A 19,150-nucleotide genomic window follows, 5' to 3' on the forward strand; every position below is an offset into this window, starting at 1 on the left:
ATCGAGACGTCACGTCGTGACGAGACAACCCCGCCCGCGGCGCGATACGTCGCGTCGCCGTTGGAATGCCCAACCCCTCCCCTCCCCCACCGGAAGGGGTGCGGCTCGACACTGTCCGGCGTTGCGCGTTCGAGTTGAGGGACATACTCGCGGGCGAGGGCGGATAATGGAGAGGCTGTGTTTGTTGATTTCGCGTTATTCGCGGGAGGATGTTTCACGTGGAACCGAATGCTGGAGAGCCGGCCGAATGGGACGAACAAGCGGCGGCACGCCAGGTGTTCGGTGAACGATTCGATATTGCGGAGCGCTATTACAAATCGTTGGCGACCGACGGTGTCGAGCGGGGGTTGATCGGACCGCGAGAGGTTCCGCGACTCTGGGAACGTCACCTCCTCAACTGTGCCGTCGTCGGCGAGCTGATCGCTGAGGGCGAGTCGGTCGTCGACGTGGGAAGCGGTGCCGGTTTGCCCGGTATCCCCCTCGCGATCGCCCGGCCCGATCTCCGGATCACGTTGGTCGAGCCGTTGCTGCGACGGTCGGTGTACCTCGCGGAGTTCGTGGAGTCGAACGGTCTGGACGTGCTCGTCGTCCGGGGTCGCGCCGAGGAGTCCGGGGTGGTGAAGGAAGCCGGTGGCGCGGATGTCGTCACTTCCCGCGCGGTGGCCCCGTTGGAGAAGTTGGCCAAGTGGTCGCTGCCGCYGATTCATGAGCATGGGAGAATGCTCGCATTGAAAGGTTCGAGCGCCGCCGAAGAGATTTCCCGTGATCGCGCTTCCTTGACTCGGTTGGGTGCTGGCAAGCTGGATATCGTGGAATGCGGAGTGGGCCTGCTTCCTGTCCCCACCGTTGTCGTTCGGGCAGAACGTTTACCGAAACGCCGTCAGCGTCGATGACGATGAGCACACTGGACCAGGGAGTGAGTATGTCGAGTAACGAGCGATTCCCAATCGAAGGAGTAGTCAATGTCGGGTGGGCCTGAATCCGCCGTTTCACGTGAAACCGTTTCACGTGAAACCGACCATCAATCCGACCAGGCGCCTAGCTCCGGGAACGGAGACGACGGATTCACTGCCCCCTACAACGGAATCTCCGTCGAGGAGACTCCGATCGGTGCCGCCGCGCACCGCGCGAGCCAGGTGCTGCACCCGCACTCGGTGGGCCTGCCGAAACCACCCGAACGGCGGATCCTCACCATCGCCAACCAGAAGGGCGGCGTCGGCAAGACAACGAGTGCCGTCAACCTCGCATCCGCTCTCGCGGTTCAGGGGCTGACTGTTCTGGTGATCGACCTCGACCCGCAGGGCAACGCCAGCACCGCGTTGGGGGTGGCCCACCACTCCGGTGTGCCGTCCAGTTACGAGCTTCTGCTCGGTGAGGTGACGGCCGCGGAGGCGATCCAGAAGAGTCCGCACAACGACCGGCTGTTCTGCATTCCGGCYACGATCGACCTCGCCGGCGCCGAGATCGAACTGGTCTCCATGGTCGCTCGCGAGGGACGGCTGAAGGGTGCGCTGTCCGAGAAGGCGCTCGGCGAGGTGGATGCCGATTTCATCCTGATCGACTGCCCGCCGTCGCTCGGACTGCTCACGGTGAACGCGATGGTCGCCGCCAAGGAGGTACTGATCCCGATCCAGTGCGAGTACTACGCACTCGAGGGTGTGGGACAGCTGCTGCGGAATATCGAACTGGTGCAGGCGCATCTCAACCCCGACCTGCACGTGTCGACGGTTCTCCTCACGATGTACGACGGCCGCACCAAGTTGGCGGACCAGGTGGCCGAGGAGGTTCGTACCCACTTCGGGGACGCCGTCCTCCGCGCTGTCATTCCGCGCAGCGTCAAGGTGTCCGAAGCTCCCGGGTACGGGATGACTGTGCTCGACTATGACCCCGGTTCACGGGGGGCCATGAGTTACCTCGATGCGGGACGTGAACTCGCAGCACGCACCGCGCACATCACGAAGCAGGAGCAGCGATGAGTCAGACGCGTAAGGGTGGACTTGGCCGTGGACTGGCTGCGCTCATTCCTACCGGGCCGACCACGACCGGACCGGGGTTGGGCAACGCCGCCGCCGACGTCGTGATCGGGACGGACCGGCGCAACGTGCTGACCGCGCCCGCACCGAACTCGTCGGACTCTGCGACCGACGAGAAATCTGCTCCCGCGTCCACGGGAAACAACGGAAGGCGCAAGGGAGCTAGCAAGGGCGCCGACGGCGCATCCGGCAACGGTGCCCAACCCCTCCCCTCCCCCACCGGTGCGGTGTACCGGGAAATCGCTCCCGACCTGATCGAGCGGAACCCGAAGCAGCCGCGTCAGGTGTTCGATGACGACGCTCTCGCGGAACTCGTTCATTCGATCCGCGAGTTCGGTCTGATGCAGCCGATCGTGGTGCGCCCGCTCGAGGACGGCAAGTTCCAACTCGTCATGGGCGAGCGTCGGTGGCGTGCCAGCCAGGAAGCCGAGCTGGAGACGATCCCGGCCATCGTCCGTGAGACCGGCGACGACGCCATGCTCCGCGACGCGCTGCTGGAGAACATCCACCGCGTCCAGCTGAACCCTCTCGAAGAGGCTGCGGCGTACCAGCAGTTGCTCGAAGAGTTCGAGGTGACCCACGAGGAACTGGCGGCGAAGATCGGCCGCTCCCGTCCCGTCGTGACGAACATGATCCGACTGCTGAAGTTGCCGATTCCCGTGCAACGACGCGTCGCGGCGGGTGTGCTGTCCGCCGGTCACGCTCGGGCCCTCCTGTCCCTGGAGGCGGGTGCCGATGCGCAGGAAGTGATGGCGGCCCGCATCGTCGCGGAGGGCATGTCGGTTCGCGCGACGGAAGAGGCGGTGACGCTCGCCAACCGCAGCGACGACCAGGCGCAGCCCGTCCAGCGACGCAAGCCGATCCAGATGCCGGGCCTGCAGGACGTCGCCGAACGGTTGTCCGATTCGTTCGACACGAGGGTCACGGTCAGCCTCGGTAAGCGCAAGGGCAAGATTGTGGTCGAGTTCGGTTCGGTGGACGATCTTCAGAGGATCGTTGGGATGATGGAGGCACAGAAGGCCGATTCGTGAGCGCCTGAGAGAGGTAGAAGGACCCGCGGATGATCCGTCACTGTGACAGCGGCCGCCGGCGGACCGATTCCAGCAGAACTATCGGGGGCGAAACACATTGAATACCAGAGGATGTCGAATGATCTGCGGTAGTGACATTTGGAGGCTGAGCTAGCCAGTGTCGACTCACGTCACATCGCTCACTCTCGACGGCTTGGACAAACTCTCCGCCCATGCCCGTCGCTGTGTCTTCTGGGAGATGGATCCGGCGGCGATCCACAGTTCGCGCGGATTCTGCGACCAGGAATTCGAGAAGGAAGCCTGGCTGTCGATGGTCATGCTCGAATGGGGATCGTGCGGGCAGGTTGCCGTCATGGACGGGAAGCCGGTCGGCAGCGCCCTCTACGCTCCCCCGCGGACCGTGCCCCGCGCGCAGTTACTCCCGACCGCTCCGGTCGGCGCCGACGCCGTCCTCCTCACGAGTCTCCGGCTCGAGCCCGCCGGCGAAGAACAGAACCTGGGGACCACGTTGATCCAGGCCGTCGTGGCCGATCTGGTGCGCCGCGGTGTTCGTGCCCTCGAGGCGTTCGGGATCCGCAACACGGAGGGAACCGGGCCGATCGACACAATGGGACTGGCCTCGGCGACCGCGGCTCGCGAATGCTCCCCCGAGGAGTGCATGATTCCGGCGACCTTCCTCGAGGACAACGGTTTCGAGATCGTCGCGCCCCACCACCGGTTCCCGCGACTGCGGCTCGAACTGAACCGGGATCACGGATGGAAGGAAGACGTGGAGGCCGCGCTGGAGCGTCTCATCCACACCGCCTCGGTGAGCATGGTCGACATCGGAGAACGCACGCCCGTCGGAGCGCACTGAGCGCTCGGCGGGAGATCAGGAACGTTCGGAGGAAGACAGCTCTTCGGCGAGCAACTCCGCGAACGTGAACGTTCCGGTCGGCTGATCGTCCTGACCGAGCAGGTACAGGCGCTTCACGGAGATGAGGATCGCCTCGGCGATGGCGTCGCGCGCCCGCGGGTTGGAGAGCACCGCGGCGTCCAAGTCGTTGGTGAGGTACCCGAGGTCGATCTGCACGGTCGGCATGTTCGTCAGGCGCAGCAGATCCCAGGTGCGGCCGTGGGTGCGGCAGTCCTGCAGCGGCGTGCGTGCCACGATCTCCCGCTGGATGAATCCGGTGAGAACCTGACCGATCATCGACGTCGAACCGTGCGAGTTCCCGAAGTGGAAGCTGGCGACACCGTTCGCGGAGGGGCTGGTGTTTCCGTCGCAGCGCAGCGAGATCATCAGGTCGGCATCGAAGGCGTTCGACGTGGATGCGCGTTCGATGTCTGTGGGGTTCTCGTGGTGCGGGCGGGACAGGAACGTCTCCATCCCGGTGGCGGCCATGCGACCTTCGAGTCGGCTGGCGAGGTCCCACAGGATATCGGACTCCGAGATCGTGCCGTACGGGGAACGGACGATGGTTCCGTAGGTGTTGCCGCCGAGGCCCGGATCGATGACGATCCGCTTGCCGCTCAGCTGCGGCCCGGAGCTGCGGACCATTTCCTCTTCGCTCATCGCGTGCGGGGACCCACCGGTGACGCGGGTGCCGAGCAACTCGAGCGACCGCAGGGTGGCGGGACCGCAGATGCCGTCGGCGGCGATGCCGATCTCCCGCTGGAACGAGGACAGGGAGTCGTGGGTCTGCGGGCCGAAGAAGCCGTCGACCCGTCCGACGTAGAAGCCGAGGTCCTGCAGGCGGGTCTGCAGGGTGGCGACGTCGTCGCCGTAGAGCGGTGCGGACAGCTGGTAGATCAGCGTGCGCGCGCCCAGGCGGTACGACGCCTCTTTCATGGACCGGTAGGTGGCCGGACCCACGATTCCGTCGACGAGGAGCCCACGCTGCTGCTGGAAGGCCCGTACGGCGCTGTCCAGGTGATGATCGAACACGGCGTCGGGGGCGATCCAGTGGGATCCGTTGGCGCTCTCACGCCGGGTGCCGGGGACACCGTTGTGCAGGAAACCGAGACCGGCCAGAGTGCCCCGAATCTCAGCGACGGCCGGACCATGGTCGCCGTGACGGAGTCGGTGCATGTTTCAGGGCCTCTCAGTCCGAATCAACGAGAAATACGAATCTCGGTACAAACAAAACGATCGATGTGCCCGGTCGGTCTAGCTGATGCGACTGGAGCACATCGATCGATTGTCTCAGAGATTCCCACAAAATCGGGAATCGCGCTGGGTGTTCGGGTGTCGATCAGAGAACGTCGGCGAGCTCTTTCAGCAGCGCAGCCTTGCCCTTGGTGCCGACGATCGTGTTGATCGGCTTGCCGTCCTTGAACAGGATCAGCGTGGGGATCGACATGACCTGGAAGTCGCGGGCAGCGCCCGGGTTGGCGTCGATGTCGAGCTTCGCGATGGTCAGCTTGTCGCTGTGCTCACCGGCGATCTCCTCCAGGACGGGGGCGATCATCTTGCAGGGGCCGCACCAGGTGGCCCAGAAGTCGACGAGGACGGGCTTGTCGCTGGAAATGACGTCCTGCTGGAACGAATCATCGGTGATGGTGACGGTATTCGACACGGGGATTTCCCTTACTCGAGATGGGTAGGTGGGTGTGGGTGGCCGGCTCAGGCGTCGACCGGTGAGCCGGCGGCGGCGACGGTGTTGGCGGTGATGTCGCCGCGCTCGGCCAGCCAGCGCTCGGCATCCATCGCCGCGGAACATCCGGTACCGGCAGCGGTGATCGCCTGCTGGTAGATGTGATCGACGAGGTCGCCGGCGGCGAAGACGCCGTCCACCGAGGTGGCGGTGGACGGGTTCTCGACGATCACGTAGCCGGCGTCGTCGAGGTCGACCTGACCCTTGACCAGTTCGCTGCGCGGATCGTGACCGATGGCGACGAACATGCCGGTGACGTCCAGCGTGGACGTGTCACCGGTGACGGTGTCGCGGATCACGAGGCCGGTGACGCTGTTCTCCCCCAGCACCTCGACGGGCGCCGCGTTGGTCACGAACCGGATCTTCGCGTTCGCCTTGGCGCGCTCGAGCATGATGCGGGACGCGCGGAACTCCTCACGGCGGTGCACCACGGTGACGCTGCGGGCGAAGCGGGTGAGGAAGGTGGCCTCCTCCATGGCGGAGTCGCCGCCGCCGACCACGACGATGTCCTGATCCTTGAAGAAGAATCCGTCGCACGTGGCACAGGCGCTGACGCCGCGGCCGAGCAACTTCTCTTCACCGGGAATCCCCAGGTAGCGGGCTGCGGCACCCATCGCCAGCACGACCGCGTGAGCCTGGTAGGTCTCGCCGTTCACGACGACCTTCTTGATCGGGCCGGTGAGGTCGAGTTCCTCGACGTCCTCGGTGCGGATGTCGGTACCGAAGCGCTTGGCCTGCTCGCGCATCTGGTCCATCAGGTCGGGTCCCATGATTCCCTCGCGGAATCCGGGGAAGTTCTCGACGTCGGTGGTGGTCATGAGGGCGCCACCGAACTGGGTCCCCTCGAACAGCAGCGGCTCGAGTTCCGCGCGCGCCGCGTAGACGGCAGCGGTGTATCCGGCAGGTCCCGAACCAACGATGATGAGTTCATGAACCGTCGATGGAGTGGTCATGCGGGCCTTCCAGTAGTGAGGGGTGCTCAGTCGTATGGATCAACACAAGACTAAAGGGTGTTGTTCCCGGACTGCAGGTGATACCGGTCGCTCCCCCGGCAGGCCACGTGATCAGCGCAGAGTCTCCCGGATGACGCAGCGCGTCCCCGTGTAGATCGTGGGCATGCACTTGTTGCAGTGGATGCACAGTCCCTCGGCGACGTGCCGGTCGCGGAACTTGTTCACGAGGTCCGGGTCGCGGAGCAGTGCGCGGGCCATCGCGACGAACTCGAATCCTTCGCCGAGCGCGTTCTCGATGGTGTCGAGCCGGTTGATTCCGCCGAGGAGGATGAGCGGCATCGACAGGGCGTCGCGGAACTGCCGGGCCATCGGCAGGAAGAAGGCCTCCTCGAATGGGTAGGTCGGAAAGATGCGCGGCCCGTACACCTTCAGTCCCCAGCCCACCAGCTTCGGCTGTGAGGCAACGAATTCCGCCATCGGGACTTCGCCACGGAAGAAGTACATCCCGTTGAGCAGCGAGCTGCCGCCGGTGAGCTGCATCGCGTCGAGGTGCCCGTCGGCCTCGAGGAGCTGGGCGATGCGGAGACTGTCGTCGAGCCACAGCCCTTTCGGAACACCGTCCGTCATGTTGAATTTGGCGGTGACGGCCACCGAGTCGCCGACGGCGTGGCGCACCCGCTCGAGCACCCGGCGCGGGAACGCCGCCCGTCGCTCCAGGCTGCCCCCGTACTTGTCCGTGCGCCGGTTGAGATTGGGGCTCATGAACGAGCTGAGCAGATAGTTGTGGCCGAGGTGGACCTCGATCGCGTCGAATCCGGCGTCGACGGCGTTGCGTGCCGTGCTCTCGAAGTCGTGGGTGACCTCCTCGAGTTCGTCCCGGGTGGCACCTCGCACGAGACCCATCGCCGGCGGGCTGAGCCGAGTGGACGGCGCGAGCGTCCCGGTGCGGTTGGACAGCGTGTTCGCGACCAGACCGGCATGACCGATCTGGGCCGCGGCCAATGCCCCCTCGGCGTGGACGGCGTCGGTGAGCCGGCGCAGGTCGGGGACGCGGGCGCGGTCGAGCACCAGGGTGTTTGCGTGGACGCGTCCGCCGGGTGAGACGGCGCAGTACGCGACGGTCGTCAGTGCGGCGCCGCCGCGGGCGACCTCGGCGTGGAAGTCGACGAGCCGGTCGGTGACGCGGCCGCGTGGCATGACGCCCTCGAACGTGGCCGCCTTCACGATGCGGTTGCGCAGCGTCAGGGGGCCCAGGCGGGCCGGCTCCCAGATATCGGGCTGGGGTGGTGGAACGGTCATGGTGGTCTGCCTTCTGGGGTGCTGGGTGCTCAGGCGAAGGTCGCGGCCAGCGCCGCGCGGGCCGGTCGCCAGGTGAGCCCGAGTTCGTCGCGGGTTCTCGAGTCGTCGGTGGGGGTGGCCGAGGTGAGGAGCCAGGCCGCCTCGTAACCGAGCCCGGGGCTGAGGTGTGTGAGTCGGGCGCTGAAACTCGCGACGTGGACGATCGGATCGAGTCCGAGGAAGGCCGCGCGGGTGAGGATCGCGGCGGTGGCCTGCGTGTTGATCTCCCACATCAACTGTTCGCGGCGGTCGTCGGTGCCCACTACGCCCGCGGCGTGGAGGAGGGCGTCGCAGCCGTCGAGGAGGCGCGCCACCGTCTCGGCGTCGCGGATGTCGCCGACCACCGGTTCGATCCGCGCGGCCTCACGGCGGCCGCCGCGAGCAGGGCGTCGGGAGTTTCGGTGGCCGGTGACCGCGGTCTTCATGTATCCGCCCCCATCGAATTACGGTGCCACTGGACCCGTAATGGGTACGATATAGCGCGGACGGCACTTCTGTCCCACAATTCGAACCAATGAATGCAACCGGAACCGGCCGCCCCCGCGACCCGCGGATCGACACCGACGTCCTCGCGGTCACCCGCGCGATGCTCGTGGAGTCGGGCTGGGAACAACTGAGCATGCGAGCCATCGCGACGCGGTCCGGGGTGAGCAGGGCGTCCATCACCAGGCGGTGGCCGTCGAAGGCGCACCTGGTTCTCGACGCCATCCTCGGCGCGACACCCGACCTGACGCCGTTCGAGGGCACCGATCGCGAAGGCTGGATCCGCTGGGTGGTGACCGGCAGCGCCGAACTGTTCTCACGACCCGAGGTGCGGGCGGCCACGCCGGGACTGCTGGCCGCGATACGGGACCACGACGATCTCCGGACCGCGCTCTGGCGGGGATTCAGCGGGCCGAGTACTCAACTGTTCGGAAGCGCGGATTCCGGGGAGTCGAGCACCGCGACCGCCGTGCTGGTGCTCGCCGCCGGCGCGGCCCTGTTCACGAGCATGATCGCCGTGGAGGACGACACTCCCGCATTGCGGGCGAAGATCCTCGAGTTGCTCATGCCGGTCGCCCATTCGGAACCCGAACGGGACTGAGGGTCAACCGATGTCGGTGACGGCGATCGTGGCCGGGTCGCCTGCGCCGCACTCGCGGCCCACCACCAGGGCGGTGATCTGCGGCGGGCGCGGCGCGGCCACCAGGAGCAATACCCCGGGCACGCCGTCGAGGCGGACCTCACCGGAACCGAGAAGCGCACGGGCCGGATCGATACCGTTGGCGCGCAGGCATTCTGCCAGCTGATCAGGATCCTCGAGCGGTCCGAGCTGCCGCGAACCGATCACGGTGAGGAGGCGTCCGGAATCGAGATCGGAGCCCAGGTCGAGAACCTCCGGTGCCTGCGAGGTCTCGGAACTGGGCAGGGCAACGGGCGGCGGCTCGGATTCCCGGCCGTCCGGTACGACGACCGCAACGGCCACCACGACCGCTGCTGCCGCCGCGAACGTTCCCGCGGCCGCGGCAGCCCACTTCCGGCGCCGGGCGATCGGCACGACGGTGGCCTCGGCGGGGGTGTCGCGTTCCGCGGCGAGCGCGCGGTTGATGCGGTCGGCGATGTCGGCGGGAATCGGGGTCGAGACGGAGTGATCGCGGCCGAGCGCACCGAGCTGATCGGTGACCCGGTCGAGGGCGTCGATGACGGCCATCGCCTGCGGGTCGCTGCGGACGAGCGGCCACAGACGATCGCCGACCGACTCCGGCAGCACCCCGGCATGCAGATCCGCGAGTAGGTCCTCGGAATAGGGAGGTTCGGGCAGTGCGGCATCGGACGGCTCGGATTCACGGTCGGCCATGGCACCTCCTCACCGAATCATCGTGGTCCGGGACATGGTCCGGGACGTCAGGACACTTCCCCGCTCCTATTAGGTTTTGACGCTGCGGAGTCATGATCGGTTCCCCTCCACCCGAAAATATTCGAGAGAAGCGGCCAGCTTCTTCCGGCCGCGGGCGCAGCGGCTCTTCACGGTGCCCTCCGGAACCCCGAGGAGAGCCGCGGCCTCGCTGGTCGACCGGCCCTCGAGGTCCACGGCCACGATCGCGGTCCGCTGATCCGGCGGGAGCTGCGCCAACGCGCGCTCGACCACCAGGCTGAGCTCCACCTCGGAGACGTAATCGCGGGTGTCGCGCGGTTCGTCGTCCTCGTCGGCGGACAGGGACACCGCCGGGCGGGCCTTGTTCCGGCGGATGCGGTCGAGGCAGGCGTTGACGACGATCGTGTGCAGCCAGCTCCGGACCGCGGCGTCCCGGCGGAACGAGCCCGCGTTGCGATGGGCCGACAGCAGCGCCTCCTGCAGGGCGTCCGCCGCGTCCTCGGTGGTGTAGCTGGTGCGTTTGGCGACGTGCCACAGGTGGTCGTAGTGCCGTCCGAGCAGGGTTTCGAAGGCGTGCCGATCGCCGGCGACGTGCGCAGCCAACAGGTCGACGTCCGAGGGCTCACCCTCGGAATCCCCCCGGAAGATTCGCACCGGCGGATGTTAGCTCAGTTCGCCGGCCCGCGAGCACCGGGTGCCGACTACGTGGAGGCGTTGAAACCGATGTCGGCGATGGACGATTGGTTCGTGCCGCGGGAATTGCTCAGGCCGGTGATCCACACCAGGACGTTCTTGGTGGGTCCCTCCGACTTGACCGGGATCTCGGTGACGCCGTTGCCGAGGACCTTCGAACCGAGCACCTGCGTCTGGTCGAGCGTCGGATTCTCGGACGGGGCGCTGCGGATCTCGACGTTGGTGCCCGGGGTCGGCGAGTTGATCCACACACTCGACAGGGTCGCCGGCTCGTCCAGCGTGACCATCAGGCCCACACCGTTCTTCAGCGAAGGGAACGGCTGAAAGTACGAGTCGGTGCTCCACACGGTGGACGTGTTGCCGTCGATGGCCAGCCGGGCGTTGGCGGCGGAGTCGGGTGTGCCCTGCGGCGAGAACACCGTCGCGCCCGAGGGGGTGATCGGAGCGACGTTCGCCGCCGGGGCGGGCGCGGCGGCGGGCGACTCCGGGTTCGGTGGGGCCTCGGCCGAGGTGGTGAGTCCGAAGTCCTGTTCGGTGAGCGGCGCGTCGGAACTGCTGCCCGTGAGGAACGTGGCGAGCCAGAATCCCAGCAGCGCCAGCACGATGATCGTGACGACCGCCAGGCCGACGAGCGCGGCGATCATCCGGTTGGACTTCTTCTTCTCTGCCTCCAGCGCTTCCGGGTCGGCGAGAGCGTGACCGGACGGGCTGGGGCCCCGCTGCCCGAGCCGCAGCACGGGGATGAACTCGGTCTTGTCGTTGACGACGGCCGCCTGATCGAGGATGTGCTGCACGGTGGCCGCCGTGCGGATTCCACCGTTCGGCTCGAGCGAGCGCAGGGCCACCGCGGAGATCTCGAACGGGACCTCCGGCCGGATCACCCGCGGACCGATGGGCTGCCCGCTGGAGTCGCGGTCGGCCAGTCGCATGCCGCCGACGCTGCCCGGGCGGTTCGAACCCGACGGCTCACCCGCGGGAGCGGACGGGTCGCCGAGCGGCCAGCGGGCGGTGATGAGCGCGTAGAGCATGGCGCCCAGCCCGCGCACGTCGGAACTCGAGTCGGAGTCGGCGAGCGTGGCCGGGAACGCCAGCACGGCATCGCCGTTGATGCTGATCCGGACGCGGTCGGGATGGTCGATGGACAGTGCCCCGCCGGCCCGGTGCGCGGTCTCGGCGGCCGCGGCGAGCGCGCGGATGGCGCTGGCGGCGCCGATCGGAGACGGCTTGGTGTCGGCCATCTCCCGTAGCGACCGGCCCGGAGTCCACTCGGCGACGACGATGCCGCCGGAGCTTCCCCGGACCACGTCGAGGACACGGGCGAGACCGGGCGAATTGATCCGGCCCAGTCGCAGGGTGCGCGACAGAATTGCTTGCGGGCCTTCGGGACCGGCCGAGGTGGAGCGCTGCTCGGAGTCGACGAACGTCAGCGCCACCTCGCGGTCGAGCTTGACGTCCAGTGCCTGCCAGAACTGCAGTCCCCGCGAACCGCCGTGCGGGGTCAGCAGGCGGTATCGACCACCGGCGACGGAGGCGCCGGGAATGAGCTTGGGGCCACGGGGAGTACGACGCGGGCCCGCTCCGGGGTCACGACCGGGCGCGGGTGTGATCGGAATCACGCCGGTGTCGTAGCTGAGATCCCGTGCGGGTGCGGAGCCCATGTGACGTGTGTCTCGACGTTCGTCGGCGGGCGACTCGCCGGAGTTTTCGCTGGGAGTCTTCGGCGCCGCCTTCTTCTCGGCGTTCGCCCCGGTCTCGTTGCTCTGCGCAGGTTTCGGAGTGCCGGCAGAGGCCGCGGACGCGTCGGCGGCCTTCTTTTGCGAGGTGTCCGCGTCTTTCTTCTGCGGTGCGTCGGCGCCGGCCTTCTTGTCGGACTTCGCGGAGTCGGTGGAGGCCGACTCGGACAAGATCCGGGTCGTCGGGGCGTCGACGCCGTTGGGTGCGGCGGCCGAATCGCGTTCGGACGCTTGCACCGTAGAACCTCCGGCTCTCTTGCTGCCGGCCACGTCGTCGTCGCTCACCCTCACTCCTTCATTTTCGAATGCCCAACTCCGACCAGTGCCGGGCGGCGATCCGACCCGCTCGTGTCCAGGGTACGGGAGTCCACCGGGTCGTTCGATACCACGCGGCTGTCCTCCGGCGTCGCGCGGTGTGGCGCGGACCACGGGAATCAGTTCTGTTTCGGCGTCTGCGAGCGGGTCGACCTCCGGTTCCGGTGCGGCGCCGCGACCGCGCAGGGCGCGGACCTTACGGGTGACGGCGACGGTGATGGACACGATTTCGGGGATCTTCGCGAACCAGAGGATCGCGAACGTGACGACGAGCATCAGCATGCCGCTGATGGCGACGCGGACCATGGAACCCGGTCCGCCGAACAGTTCGGTGAGCCGGTCGAGTTGCAGCAGCCGGTCGGCGCCGAGCATGGCGAGGGCGCCCGCGAGGGATGCGAGGACCACCACCCACACGGTCTTGCCGACGTTCGCCATCTGGAGATTGCCGAGACTGCGGTGCAGCAGGTACCCGCCGACGAGGGCACCGGTGATGTAGCCGAGGCCGTTGGCCACGCCGAGCAGGATCACCACCTGGTCGTCGCTCGAGGCGATCATCGGGGTGAGCGCGGACAGCGCGATCTTCACCGCGGTGATGCCGAGGACGATCCACGTGGGAGTCCACGCCTGTTCGCGGGCGTAGAACACGCGGAGCTGGATCAGCACGAGCGAGTACGGGATGAGCGTGAACGCGGACCAGCTGACGGCCTCGCCGAGACGTTCGGCGTCACCGGACCCGAAGTTGCCGTACCCGTACAGCGCCTGACCGATCTCCGGTCCGGCGAACGTGAGGAACGTGATGATCGGGATCAGGGAGATCATCGTCAGCCGGGTGGCGACGGACAGGTCGTCGACCACGGCGGGGGTGTCGTCGGCGGCGGCGTTGCGGCTGAGTCGCGGCATGATCGCCGTCAGCACCGTCACGCCGAGCACGCCGTACGGCAGCTGCAGCAGTAGCCACGCGTTGTTGTAGATCGCGGGACCCGACGCGTCCGCGTGGGACGAGATGCGGGTGGCGACGATCATGCCCGCCTGGCTGATCAGCACGTACAGGATGATGGCGACGGCCATGCCGCCGAACTGCTTGAGCCGGTCGTCGAGGCCCCACAGCGGTTTCAGCGAGATGCCCTCGCGCCGGATCGCCGGCACCAGACTCATCGCCTGCACCACGACACCGAGCGTGACGCCGACGCCGAGGACCAGCAGTTTCGGGTCGCTCATCCGGACAGGGTCGAGGGTGATCTCTCCCGGCGTGGCGTAGTAGATCACCAGCACGGTGAGCATCACGACGTTGTTCAGCACGGGGGCCCAGGCACCGGGTTTGAACACCTGCCGGGTGTTGAGAATCGCCGTGAGCAGTGCCGACAGTCCGTAGAACAGGATCGCGGGCAGCAGCAGATAGGACAGGGCTGTGGTGAGGGACGTGTTCACCTTGCCGTCGGCCGACAGGAAGACGTGGGTGGTGAGCACGGGCGCCGCGGCGGTCGCCAGCAGCGCCGCCGTTCCGAGCAGCACACAGGTGGCGGTGAACAGGCGGCGCACGAACGCGGCACCCTGGTCCGGGTCCTCCCGCTCGGCGCGCACCAGGACGGGCACCACGATGGCGGTGAGCACCGCGCCCAGCACCAGCTCGGAGATCATGTTCGGGATCTGGCTGGCGACGGTGAACGAGCTGGCCACCGACCCGCCCAGCAGTGTCAGGACGAGAAGCTGCTTGGCGAAACCGGTGATGCGGCTGACGAGCGTCGCCACCGCGATCGACCCGGTCGACGCCAGCAGGCGGGAGTTGCTCTGTTTCTGCGGCGCCGTCGACGGCCCCGAGTCCTGGACCGGAGGTGGTGGCGGAGGGTCGACCCGGATGGCCGCGAACTGCACCGTCGGCGCCTCGTCCGGCCGGATCTCCCGAGCCCAGTGGTCCCGCTCCCACGGCGCGACCCGGGGATGGGAGCGATCGGGAAGCCTCTGGCCCCTACTGGGCAAGTTCCCGGTCATGAACGTTCGTACCCTTCGTCAGCTGGATCCGGCTGGCCGCGGAATCGATGCCACAGCCGGCGGCCGGCGAGGAACAGCAGCAGAGCACCCGCGCATGCTGTCAGTATCGCCAACGCCTGCCCGTACGCGTTGGACCGTACCGTCACGCTGGTCGGCTCTCCCAGTTGCTGTCCATCGGCGGTGGTCAGAGAGAAGTTGACGACGAGCTTGCGGGAGTCGTTGGCCTCGGTGGGAACGGTGAGGGTGCGACTGCCCCGCGGAGGCAGCGTGGTGGGGCCGATGTCCGTGATGGTCATCCCGGAAGGCGCGTCCACCTGCAGACGGACGGTGATCCCGACCGGGAGGTCGTTTCTGGCGACCAGCAGCAGCGGGCTCTGTTCCGACGCCAGCGTGTAGACGCCGCCCGGCGACACGACGGTGACGGCCCCGAACATGTCGTCCATGGTTTCGGCCACCTCGTCGGCGCGCGTGTCGGACGCTTCTTCCGCGGACCGGCGTTCGTCGTCGCGGCGATGCGCGAGGCTCATCGACCGCACCAGGTCCTCGCGGAGCGGCGCGGTGAACCGCTCCGGGGTGAGCGGGGCCTGCGGGTCGTCGACCAGCGCCGCGTTCAGTGCCTCGATCCGGGGCATCTGGGTGGCGGCGGCGTCGCGGATGTGGGCGGGGACGCCGTCCTCGGCGGCCTGATCCGGGTAGTCCAGGCTCGCGACCTCGGGTGATCCGGGCTGACGTCCGAGCAACGCGGGCAACGGCCGGGGCGTCGCGAGCCCCGAGCGCATCAGCGACGACACCGTCGACAGCAGCGTCTTCGCGTCGTCGGCGCCTGCCGTCCACAGCTGCGGCGGCACCACCATCAGCGATCGGGGGACACCGGCGGCCCGTGCGGCCTCGGGTTCGAGGGCCGACCACGACACCGCACCGAGCGCGTCCTGCAGCCGGGCGGTCTGGGAATCGTCCGAGAGGTCGTACCGGGCGCGCTGGGGTGTGTAGGACGGAGTCTGCGGAGTCGTTCCCATCGCGGCGAGCGCCGTGCCGACGGACGGATCGAACAGCAGCGCGTCGACGCTCCCCGTGGCCGCGGGCGTCTCGGTGGCCGCCGGGGTGGTGGTCTCCCCGTTCGCCGGGACGGGGGCTGCGGGCGGCGGTGTCGCCTCGATGACGTGGGCGCTGTCCCGGGGCGTGGTCGTGTCGACGGAGTTCGCGGCCACGAGCGCGGTGGTCGCGTCGTCTCCGCGGAGCATCTGCGCGGTCGCGTCGTCGAGCACGCCGGCGTCGCTCCACACGAAATTGCGCAGCGACGTGACACCCAGCACATTGTCGACGATGTCGGCGGGGGCGTCGACGGCGGTCGCGGTGAGGTCGGCGTTCCCGACCTCGGTGATCGCGGACAGGTCGGCCTGCGCGAACGGCACCGACGTGGTGCACATCGTCGCGGCCAGCGTCCGGGCACGCTCGAGCCACGCCGACGCGGCCTCCTTGCCCGCACCCTCGTGCGCGGAACCGGTGGGATCGGACGGGTTGTCCACCACCAGATAGCCGCGCGTCATGTTCTCGACGGTGATCAGCAGGTCCGGGTCCACCGCCAGGCACAGACTGTCCCTCAGCGTGTGGTCGCGGTCGACGCTCTCCCGGGTGGCGAATTCCGCCGCCCCCAGCAGTTCGTCGAGCCGGCCGCCGTCGTCCAGTGAGGTCGCGAGGTCGTCGTCGACGAGACGCACCGGTTCGGTGACGGAGCCGGCGACACCCGCCGCGAGCCGGGGGCGGTCGGCGAGGGGCCACATCATGGTGACGGCGACGGGACTGGAGATGTCCGGGGGCACCGCCGGACTGCCCGGGACACCGAACACGGGCAGCAGGAACCGGGCGTCGTCGAGGCGCGCGGCCCCGCCGTACTCGGGGGTGCCGTTCACGTTCACCATCAGCGGGTACACGCCGGGTTCGGTGATGTCGAGAGAGAGGTCGGTGTCGGAACGCAGCGGCAGCGACAGCGTGAACTGCTTGCTCTGGCCCTCGTCGAGGCGGCCCGCGACCGTGTCGAACATGCCGACCGTGTCGTAGCGGGACTGATCGAGGGTGAGGGACGTGCGGAGACCCTCGCTGCTCGCGACGGCCGGAGCGCGTTGCAGTCGCACACTGACGTCGCGGACCGTGCGGTCGCCGATGTTCTTCACCGAGCCCGTGACGGTGACGATCGGGTCGCTCGTGGTGGTCACCGTGGACGGGGTGACGTTGTCGATGTGCAGTTCGAGGAACTCGGGGTCCTCGTCGACGAGCTGGGTCCCGGCGCTCTCCGGCGGCACGGGTTCCTGGGCCGACGCCACCACGGTGCTGGTGGGAACCAGAACGACCGCGAGTGCGGTCAACGTCACGGCACCGACCCGACGCAAAGCCATCCTCATCCGGCGTCTGGCCCCTTCTGGAGCTTCAGGTCGGAAGTGGGCGGAGTGGTAGTCATCTTGGAGATCAAGTCACCGGCGATTTCTGCGAGTTTCCGTTCGTCTGCGTAGGCCAGGCGTGATCCCAGCTCGGCGAGCGGCACCCACGCTACCTCGGTGACTTCCACGTCTTCGTCCGACAGTTCCCCGCCGAGGCATCTCAGCAGATAGTGATGGACGGTCTTGTGGACCCGGCGGCCCTCGGTGACGAACCAGTAGTCGATGCTGCCGAGTGACGCCAGGACGGTGCCCTGGATGCCGGTCTCTTCCTGGACCTCACGCATCGCGGTCTGTTCGGCGGTCTCGCCCTGCTCGATATGCCCCTTGGGCAGTGACCACAGCAGCCGCCCGCGACGGTCGGTGCGCCCGATCAGCGCGGCGCACAGATTCTCCCGCGGGCCGCCGAGTCCGTTGACGACGAGCCCGCCCGCCGACGTTTCCCGCACCGTCCTCATGTGGGGTTTCGCGGGTTTGCCGACGGCGCCGCGCCGCCGCGAGTTGCGGCGACTCCTGTTCGCACGTTCGGCAGCAGACACCCCATCGATAGTAGTTGGCTTTGCCGTTTCCACCGGAACGCCGCACCCGAACCGAGACGCTTCGTGACACACCTGTGGTGAACCGAACTGCGAGGTGACAGCGTGTATGCGTATCCCGCTATTTGCGCACCTCGGTAAGCTTCCTGGACGTGACTGCCCCTTCTCTCGACGACGAGCGCCGTACGCGACTGCTTGCCGGCGCCGCGGTGACGCTGCGCGAGCTGTCCGAAGTCCTGACGCCGCTCGGTGAGAAGTTCGCTTCCGCCGGTCACGAGTTGTACCTGGTGGGGGGCAGCGTCCGGGACGCGATCCTGGGTCGCCTCGGCACCGACCTCGACTTCACCACCGACGCCCGCCCGGAGCAGGTGCAGAAACTGCTGTCCGGCTGGGTCGACAACCAGTGGGACACGGGTATCGAGTTCGGGACGATCAGCGCCGCCAAGGCGGGTCAGCAGATCGAGATCACGACGTACCGGGCCGATGCCTACGACCGGGTGTCGCGCAATCCCGTCGTCCAGTTCGGGACGAAACTCGAGGACGATCTGGTGCGGCGCGATTTCACGGTCAACGCGATGGCCGTCCGGATCGGTGCGGACGGCTCGCAGGACTTCGTCGACCCCCTGAACGGCATGGACGCGCTGCTGGCCGGGGTGCTGGACACGCCGTCGGCGCCGGAGAACTCGTTCAACGACGACCCGCTGCGCATGCTGCGGGCCGCCCGGTTCGTGTCCCAGCTGGGATTCACCCTGCAGGAGCGCGTGCATCGGGCCATCGTCGACATGGCCTCGCAGATCGAGCGGATCACCGCCGAACGCGTGCGTGCCGAACTGGACAAGCTGATCCTCGGCGAGTTCCCCATCGACGGCATGAACGTGATGTGCGAGACCGGTCTGGCCGATTTCGTGCTGCCCGAGGTGCCGCAGATGAAGCTCGAGATAGACGAGCACCACCAGCACAAGGACGTGTACTGGCACTCGCTGACGGTGCTGAAGCAGGCCGTCGACCTCGAGGACGGCGACCCCGACCTGGTGCTGCGCTGGGCGGCGCTGCTGCACGACATCGGCAAACCGGACACGAAGCGCAACGAGCCGGGTGGCGGCGTGAGTTTCCACCACCACGAGGTGGTCGGCGCGAAGATGGTCCGTAAGCGGATGCGGGCCCTGAAGTACTCGAAGCAGATGGTCGACGACGTCTCGCAGCTCGTGTTCCTGCACCTGCGGTTCCACGGCTACGGCAAGGGGCAGTGGACCGATTCCGCGGTGCGCCGGTACGTGACGGACGCCGGTCCGCTGCTGCCGCGCCTCCACAAGCTGGTCCGCGCCGATTGCACCACCCGCAACAAGCGGCGGGCGGCTGCGCTGCAGGCGACGTACGACGACATCGAGGAGCGGATCGCCCGGATCGCCGAGCAGGAAGACCTCGCCCGGGTGCGCCCCGACCTCGACGGCAACGCGATCATGGAACTGCTCGGCATTCCCGCGGGGCCGGAGGTCGGGAAGGCCTGGAAGTACCTCAAGGAGCTCCGGCTCGACCGCGGTCCTCTCAGCCGGGACGAGGCCGAGGCCGAACTCCTGTCGTGGTGGGCCGCGCAGCAGGCCTGACC

Annotated in this window: 16 protein-coding genes; 6 read left to right on the plus strand and 10 right to left on the minus strand. The window is 67.8% G+C overall.

Annotated elements, in window-relative coordinates; translation table 11 throughout:
- Nucleotides 1-209: 209 nt before the first annotated feature.
- The 4 genes from rsmG to AC1DWT_RS09085 all read left to right on the plus strand — a co-directional run bounded on the left by rsmG (nt 210) and on the right by AC1DWT_RS09085 (nt 3,920).
- On the plus strand, nt 210-893 hold the full coding sequence (gene rsmG / locus AC1DWT_RS09070) for a 16S rRNA (guanine(527)-N(7))-methyltransferase RsmG (RefSeq protein WP_477920300.1): 684 nt from the start codon (nt 210-212) through the stop codon (nt 891-893).
- 69 nt (nt 894-962) lie between these two features.
- Nucleotides 963-1,976, plus strand: a complete 1,014-nt coding sequence (locus tag AC1DWT_RS09075; protein WP_206014151.1) for a ParA family protein — start codon at nt 963-965, stop codon at nt 1,974-1,976.
- Nucleotides 1,973-3,064 (plus strand): ParB/RepB/Spo0J family partition protein, encoded by a 1,092-nt coding sequence (locus AC1DWT_RS09080; protein WP_072942730.1) that lies wholly within the window; start codon nt 1,973-1,975, stop codon nt 3,062-3,064. The genes AC1DWT_RS09075 and AC1DWT_RS09080 overlap by 4 nt, the downstream gene beginning before the upstream one ends.
- Before the next feature lie 157 nt (nt 3,065-3,221).
- On the plus strand, nt 3,222-3,920 hold the full coding sequence (locus AC1DWT_RS09085) for a GNAT family N-acetyltransferase (protein ID WP_072942728.1): 699 nt from the start codon (nt 3,222-3,224) through the stop codon (nt 3,918-3,920).
- 15 nt (nt 3,921-3,935) lie between these two features.
- On the opposite strand, the gene AC1DWT_RS09090 is transcribed toward AC1DWT_RS09085, so the two are convergent.
- The 5 genes from AC1DWT_RS09090 to AC1DWT_RS09110 all read right to left on the minus strand — a co-directional run bounded on the left by AC1DWT_RS09090 (nt 3,936) and on the right by AC1DWT_RS09110 (nt 8,416).
- Complete coding sequence (locus AC1DWT_RS09090) at nt 3,936-5,135, minus strand: N-acetylmuramoyl-L-alanine amidase (protein WP_072942726.1); 1,200 nt, start codon at nt 5,133-5,135, stop codon at nt 3,936-3,938.
- 163 nt (nt 5,136-5,298) lie between these two features.
- Nucleotides 5,299-5,622, minus strand: a complete 324-nt coding sequence (gene trxA, locus AC1DWT_RS09095) for a thioredoxin (RefSeq protein WP_005249122.1) — start codon at nt 5,620-5,622, stop codon at nt 5,299-5,301.
- A 47-nt stretch (nt 5,623-5,669) separates the two neighbouring features.
- Nucleotides 5,670-6,653: a thioredoxin-disulfide reductase gene (trxB, locus tag AC1DWT_RS09100; RefSeq protein WP_206014149.1), complete on the minus strand. Its 984-nt coding sequence runs from the start codon at nt 6,651-6,653 to the stop codon at nt 5,670-5,672.
- A gap of 111 nt (nt 6,654-6,764) precedes the next feature.
- Nucleotides 6,765-7,952 carry a 4,4'-dithiodibutanoate disulfide reductase gene (gene nox, locus AC1DWT_RS09105; protein WP_206014148.1) on the minus strand — a complete coding sequence of 396 codons (1,188 nt, stop codon included), beginning with the start codon at nt 7,950-7,952 and terminating at the stop codon, nt 6,765-6,767.
- A 29-nt stretch (nt 7,953-7,981) separates the two neighbouring features.
- Nucleotides 7,982-8,416: an NAD-dependent epimerase/dehydratase family protein gene (locus tag AC1DWT_RS09110; RefSeq protein WP_420855119.1), complete on the minus strand. Its 435-nt coding sequence runs from the start codon at nt 8,414-8,416 to the stop codon at nt 7,982-7,984.
- 89 nt (nt 8,417-8,505) lie between these two features.
- On the opposite strand from AC1DWT_RS09110, the gene AC1DWT_RS09115 reads away from it, so the two are divergent.
- On the plus strand, nt 8,506-9,075 hold the full coding sequence (locus tag AC1DWT_RS09115; RefSeq protein WP_206014147.1) for a TetR/AcrR family transcriptional regulator: 570 nt from the start codon (nt 8,506-8,508) through the stop codon (nt 9,073-9,075).
- A gap of 3 nt (nt 9,076-9,078) precedes the next feature.
- On the opposite strand, the gene AC1DWT_RS09120 is transcribed toward AC1DWT_RS09115, so the two are convergent.
- From AC1DWT_RS09120 to AC1DWT_RS09140, 5 genes are all read right to left on the minus strand, one after another.
- Nucleotides 9,079-9,828, minus strand: a complete 750-nt coding sequence (locus AC1DWT_RS09120; protein ID WP_072942716.1) for a hypothetical protein — start codon at nt 9,826-9,828, stop codon at nt 9,079-9,081.
- Nucleotides 9,829-9,918: 90 nt separating this feature from the next.
- A complete protein-coding gene (gene sigM, locus AC1DWT_RS09125) occupies nt 9,919-10,500 on the minus strand; it encodes an RNA polymerase sigma factor SigM (protein ID WP_005263510.1) in 582 nt (193 codons plus the stop codon).
- Between the two features lie 47 nt (nt 10,501-10,547).
- Nucleotides 10,548-14,459: a murein biosynthesis integral membrane protein MurJ gene (gene murJ, locus AC1DWT_RS09130; RefSeq protein WP_206016118.1), complete on the minus strand. Its 3,912-nt coding sequence runs from the start codon at nt 14,457-14,459 to the stop codon at nt 10,548-10,550.
- Between the two features lie 113 nt (nt 14,460-14,572).
- A complete protein-coding gene (locus tag AC1DWT_RS09135) occupies nt 14,573-16,969 on the minus strand; it encodes a DUF6049 family protein (RefSeq protein WP_206014146.1) in 2,397 nt (798 codons plus the stop codon).
- A 2-nt stretch (nt 16,970-16,971) separates the two neighbouring features.
- Nucleotides 16,972-17,547, minus strand: a complete 576-nt coding sequence (locus tag AC1DWT_RS09140; RefSeq protein ID WP_072942710.1) for an NUDIX hydrolase — start codon at nt 17,545-17,547, stop codon at nt 16,972-16,974.
- Nucleotides 17,548-17,696: 149 nt separating this feature from the next.
- Between AC1DWT_RS09140 and AC1DWT_RS09145 the strand changes: the two genes are divergently transcribed.
- Nucleotides 17,697-19,148: a CCA tRNA nucleotidyltransferase gene (locus tag AC1DWT_RS09145; RefSeq protein ID WP_072942709.1), complete on the plus strand. Its 1,452-nt coding sequence runs from the start codon at nt 17,697-17,699 to the stop codon at nt 19,146-19,148.
- Nucleotides 19,149-19,150: the final 2 nt, after the last annotated feature.

This window comes from Rhodococcus sp. P4_B6 (assembly GCF_056402215.1).

Excerpts from the sequence above, each read along its gene's own strand:
- AC1DWT_RS09080 (WP_072942730.1), top strand. The coding sequence starts at position 1,973 with ATGAGTCAGACGCGTAAGGGTGGACTTGGCCGTGGACTGGCTGCGCTC.
- AC1DWT_RS09090 (WP_072942726.1), bottom strand. The coding sequence starts at position 5,135 with ATGCACCGACTCCGTCACGGCGACCATGGTCCGGCCGTCGCTGAGATT.
- trxB (WP_206014149.1), bottom strand. The coding sequence starts at position 6,653 with ATGACCACTCCATCGACGGTTCATGAACTCATCATCGTTGGTTCGGGA.
- nox (WP_206014148.1), bottom strand. The coding sequence starts at position 7,952 with ATGACCGTTCCACCACCCCAGCCCGATATCTGGGAGCCGGCCCGCCTG.
- AC1DWT_RS09110 (WP_420855119.1), bottom strand. The coding sequence starts at position 8,416 with ATGAAGACCGCGGTCACCGGCCACCGAAACTCCCGACGCCCTGCTCGC.
- AC1DWT_RS09115 (WP_206014147.1), top strand. The coding sequence starts at position 8,506 with ATGAATGCAACCGGAACCGGCCGCCCCCGCGACCCGCGGATCGACACC.
- AC1DWT_RS09120 (WP_072942716.1), bottom strand. The coding sequence starts at position 9,828 with ATGGCCGACCGTGAATCCGAGCCGTCCGATGCCGCACTGCCCGAACCT.
- AC1DWT_RS09135 (WP_206014146.1), bottom strand. The coding sequence starts at position 16,969 with ATGGCTTTGCGTCGGGTCGGTGCCGTGACGTTGACCGCACTCGCGGTC.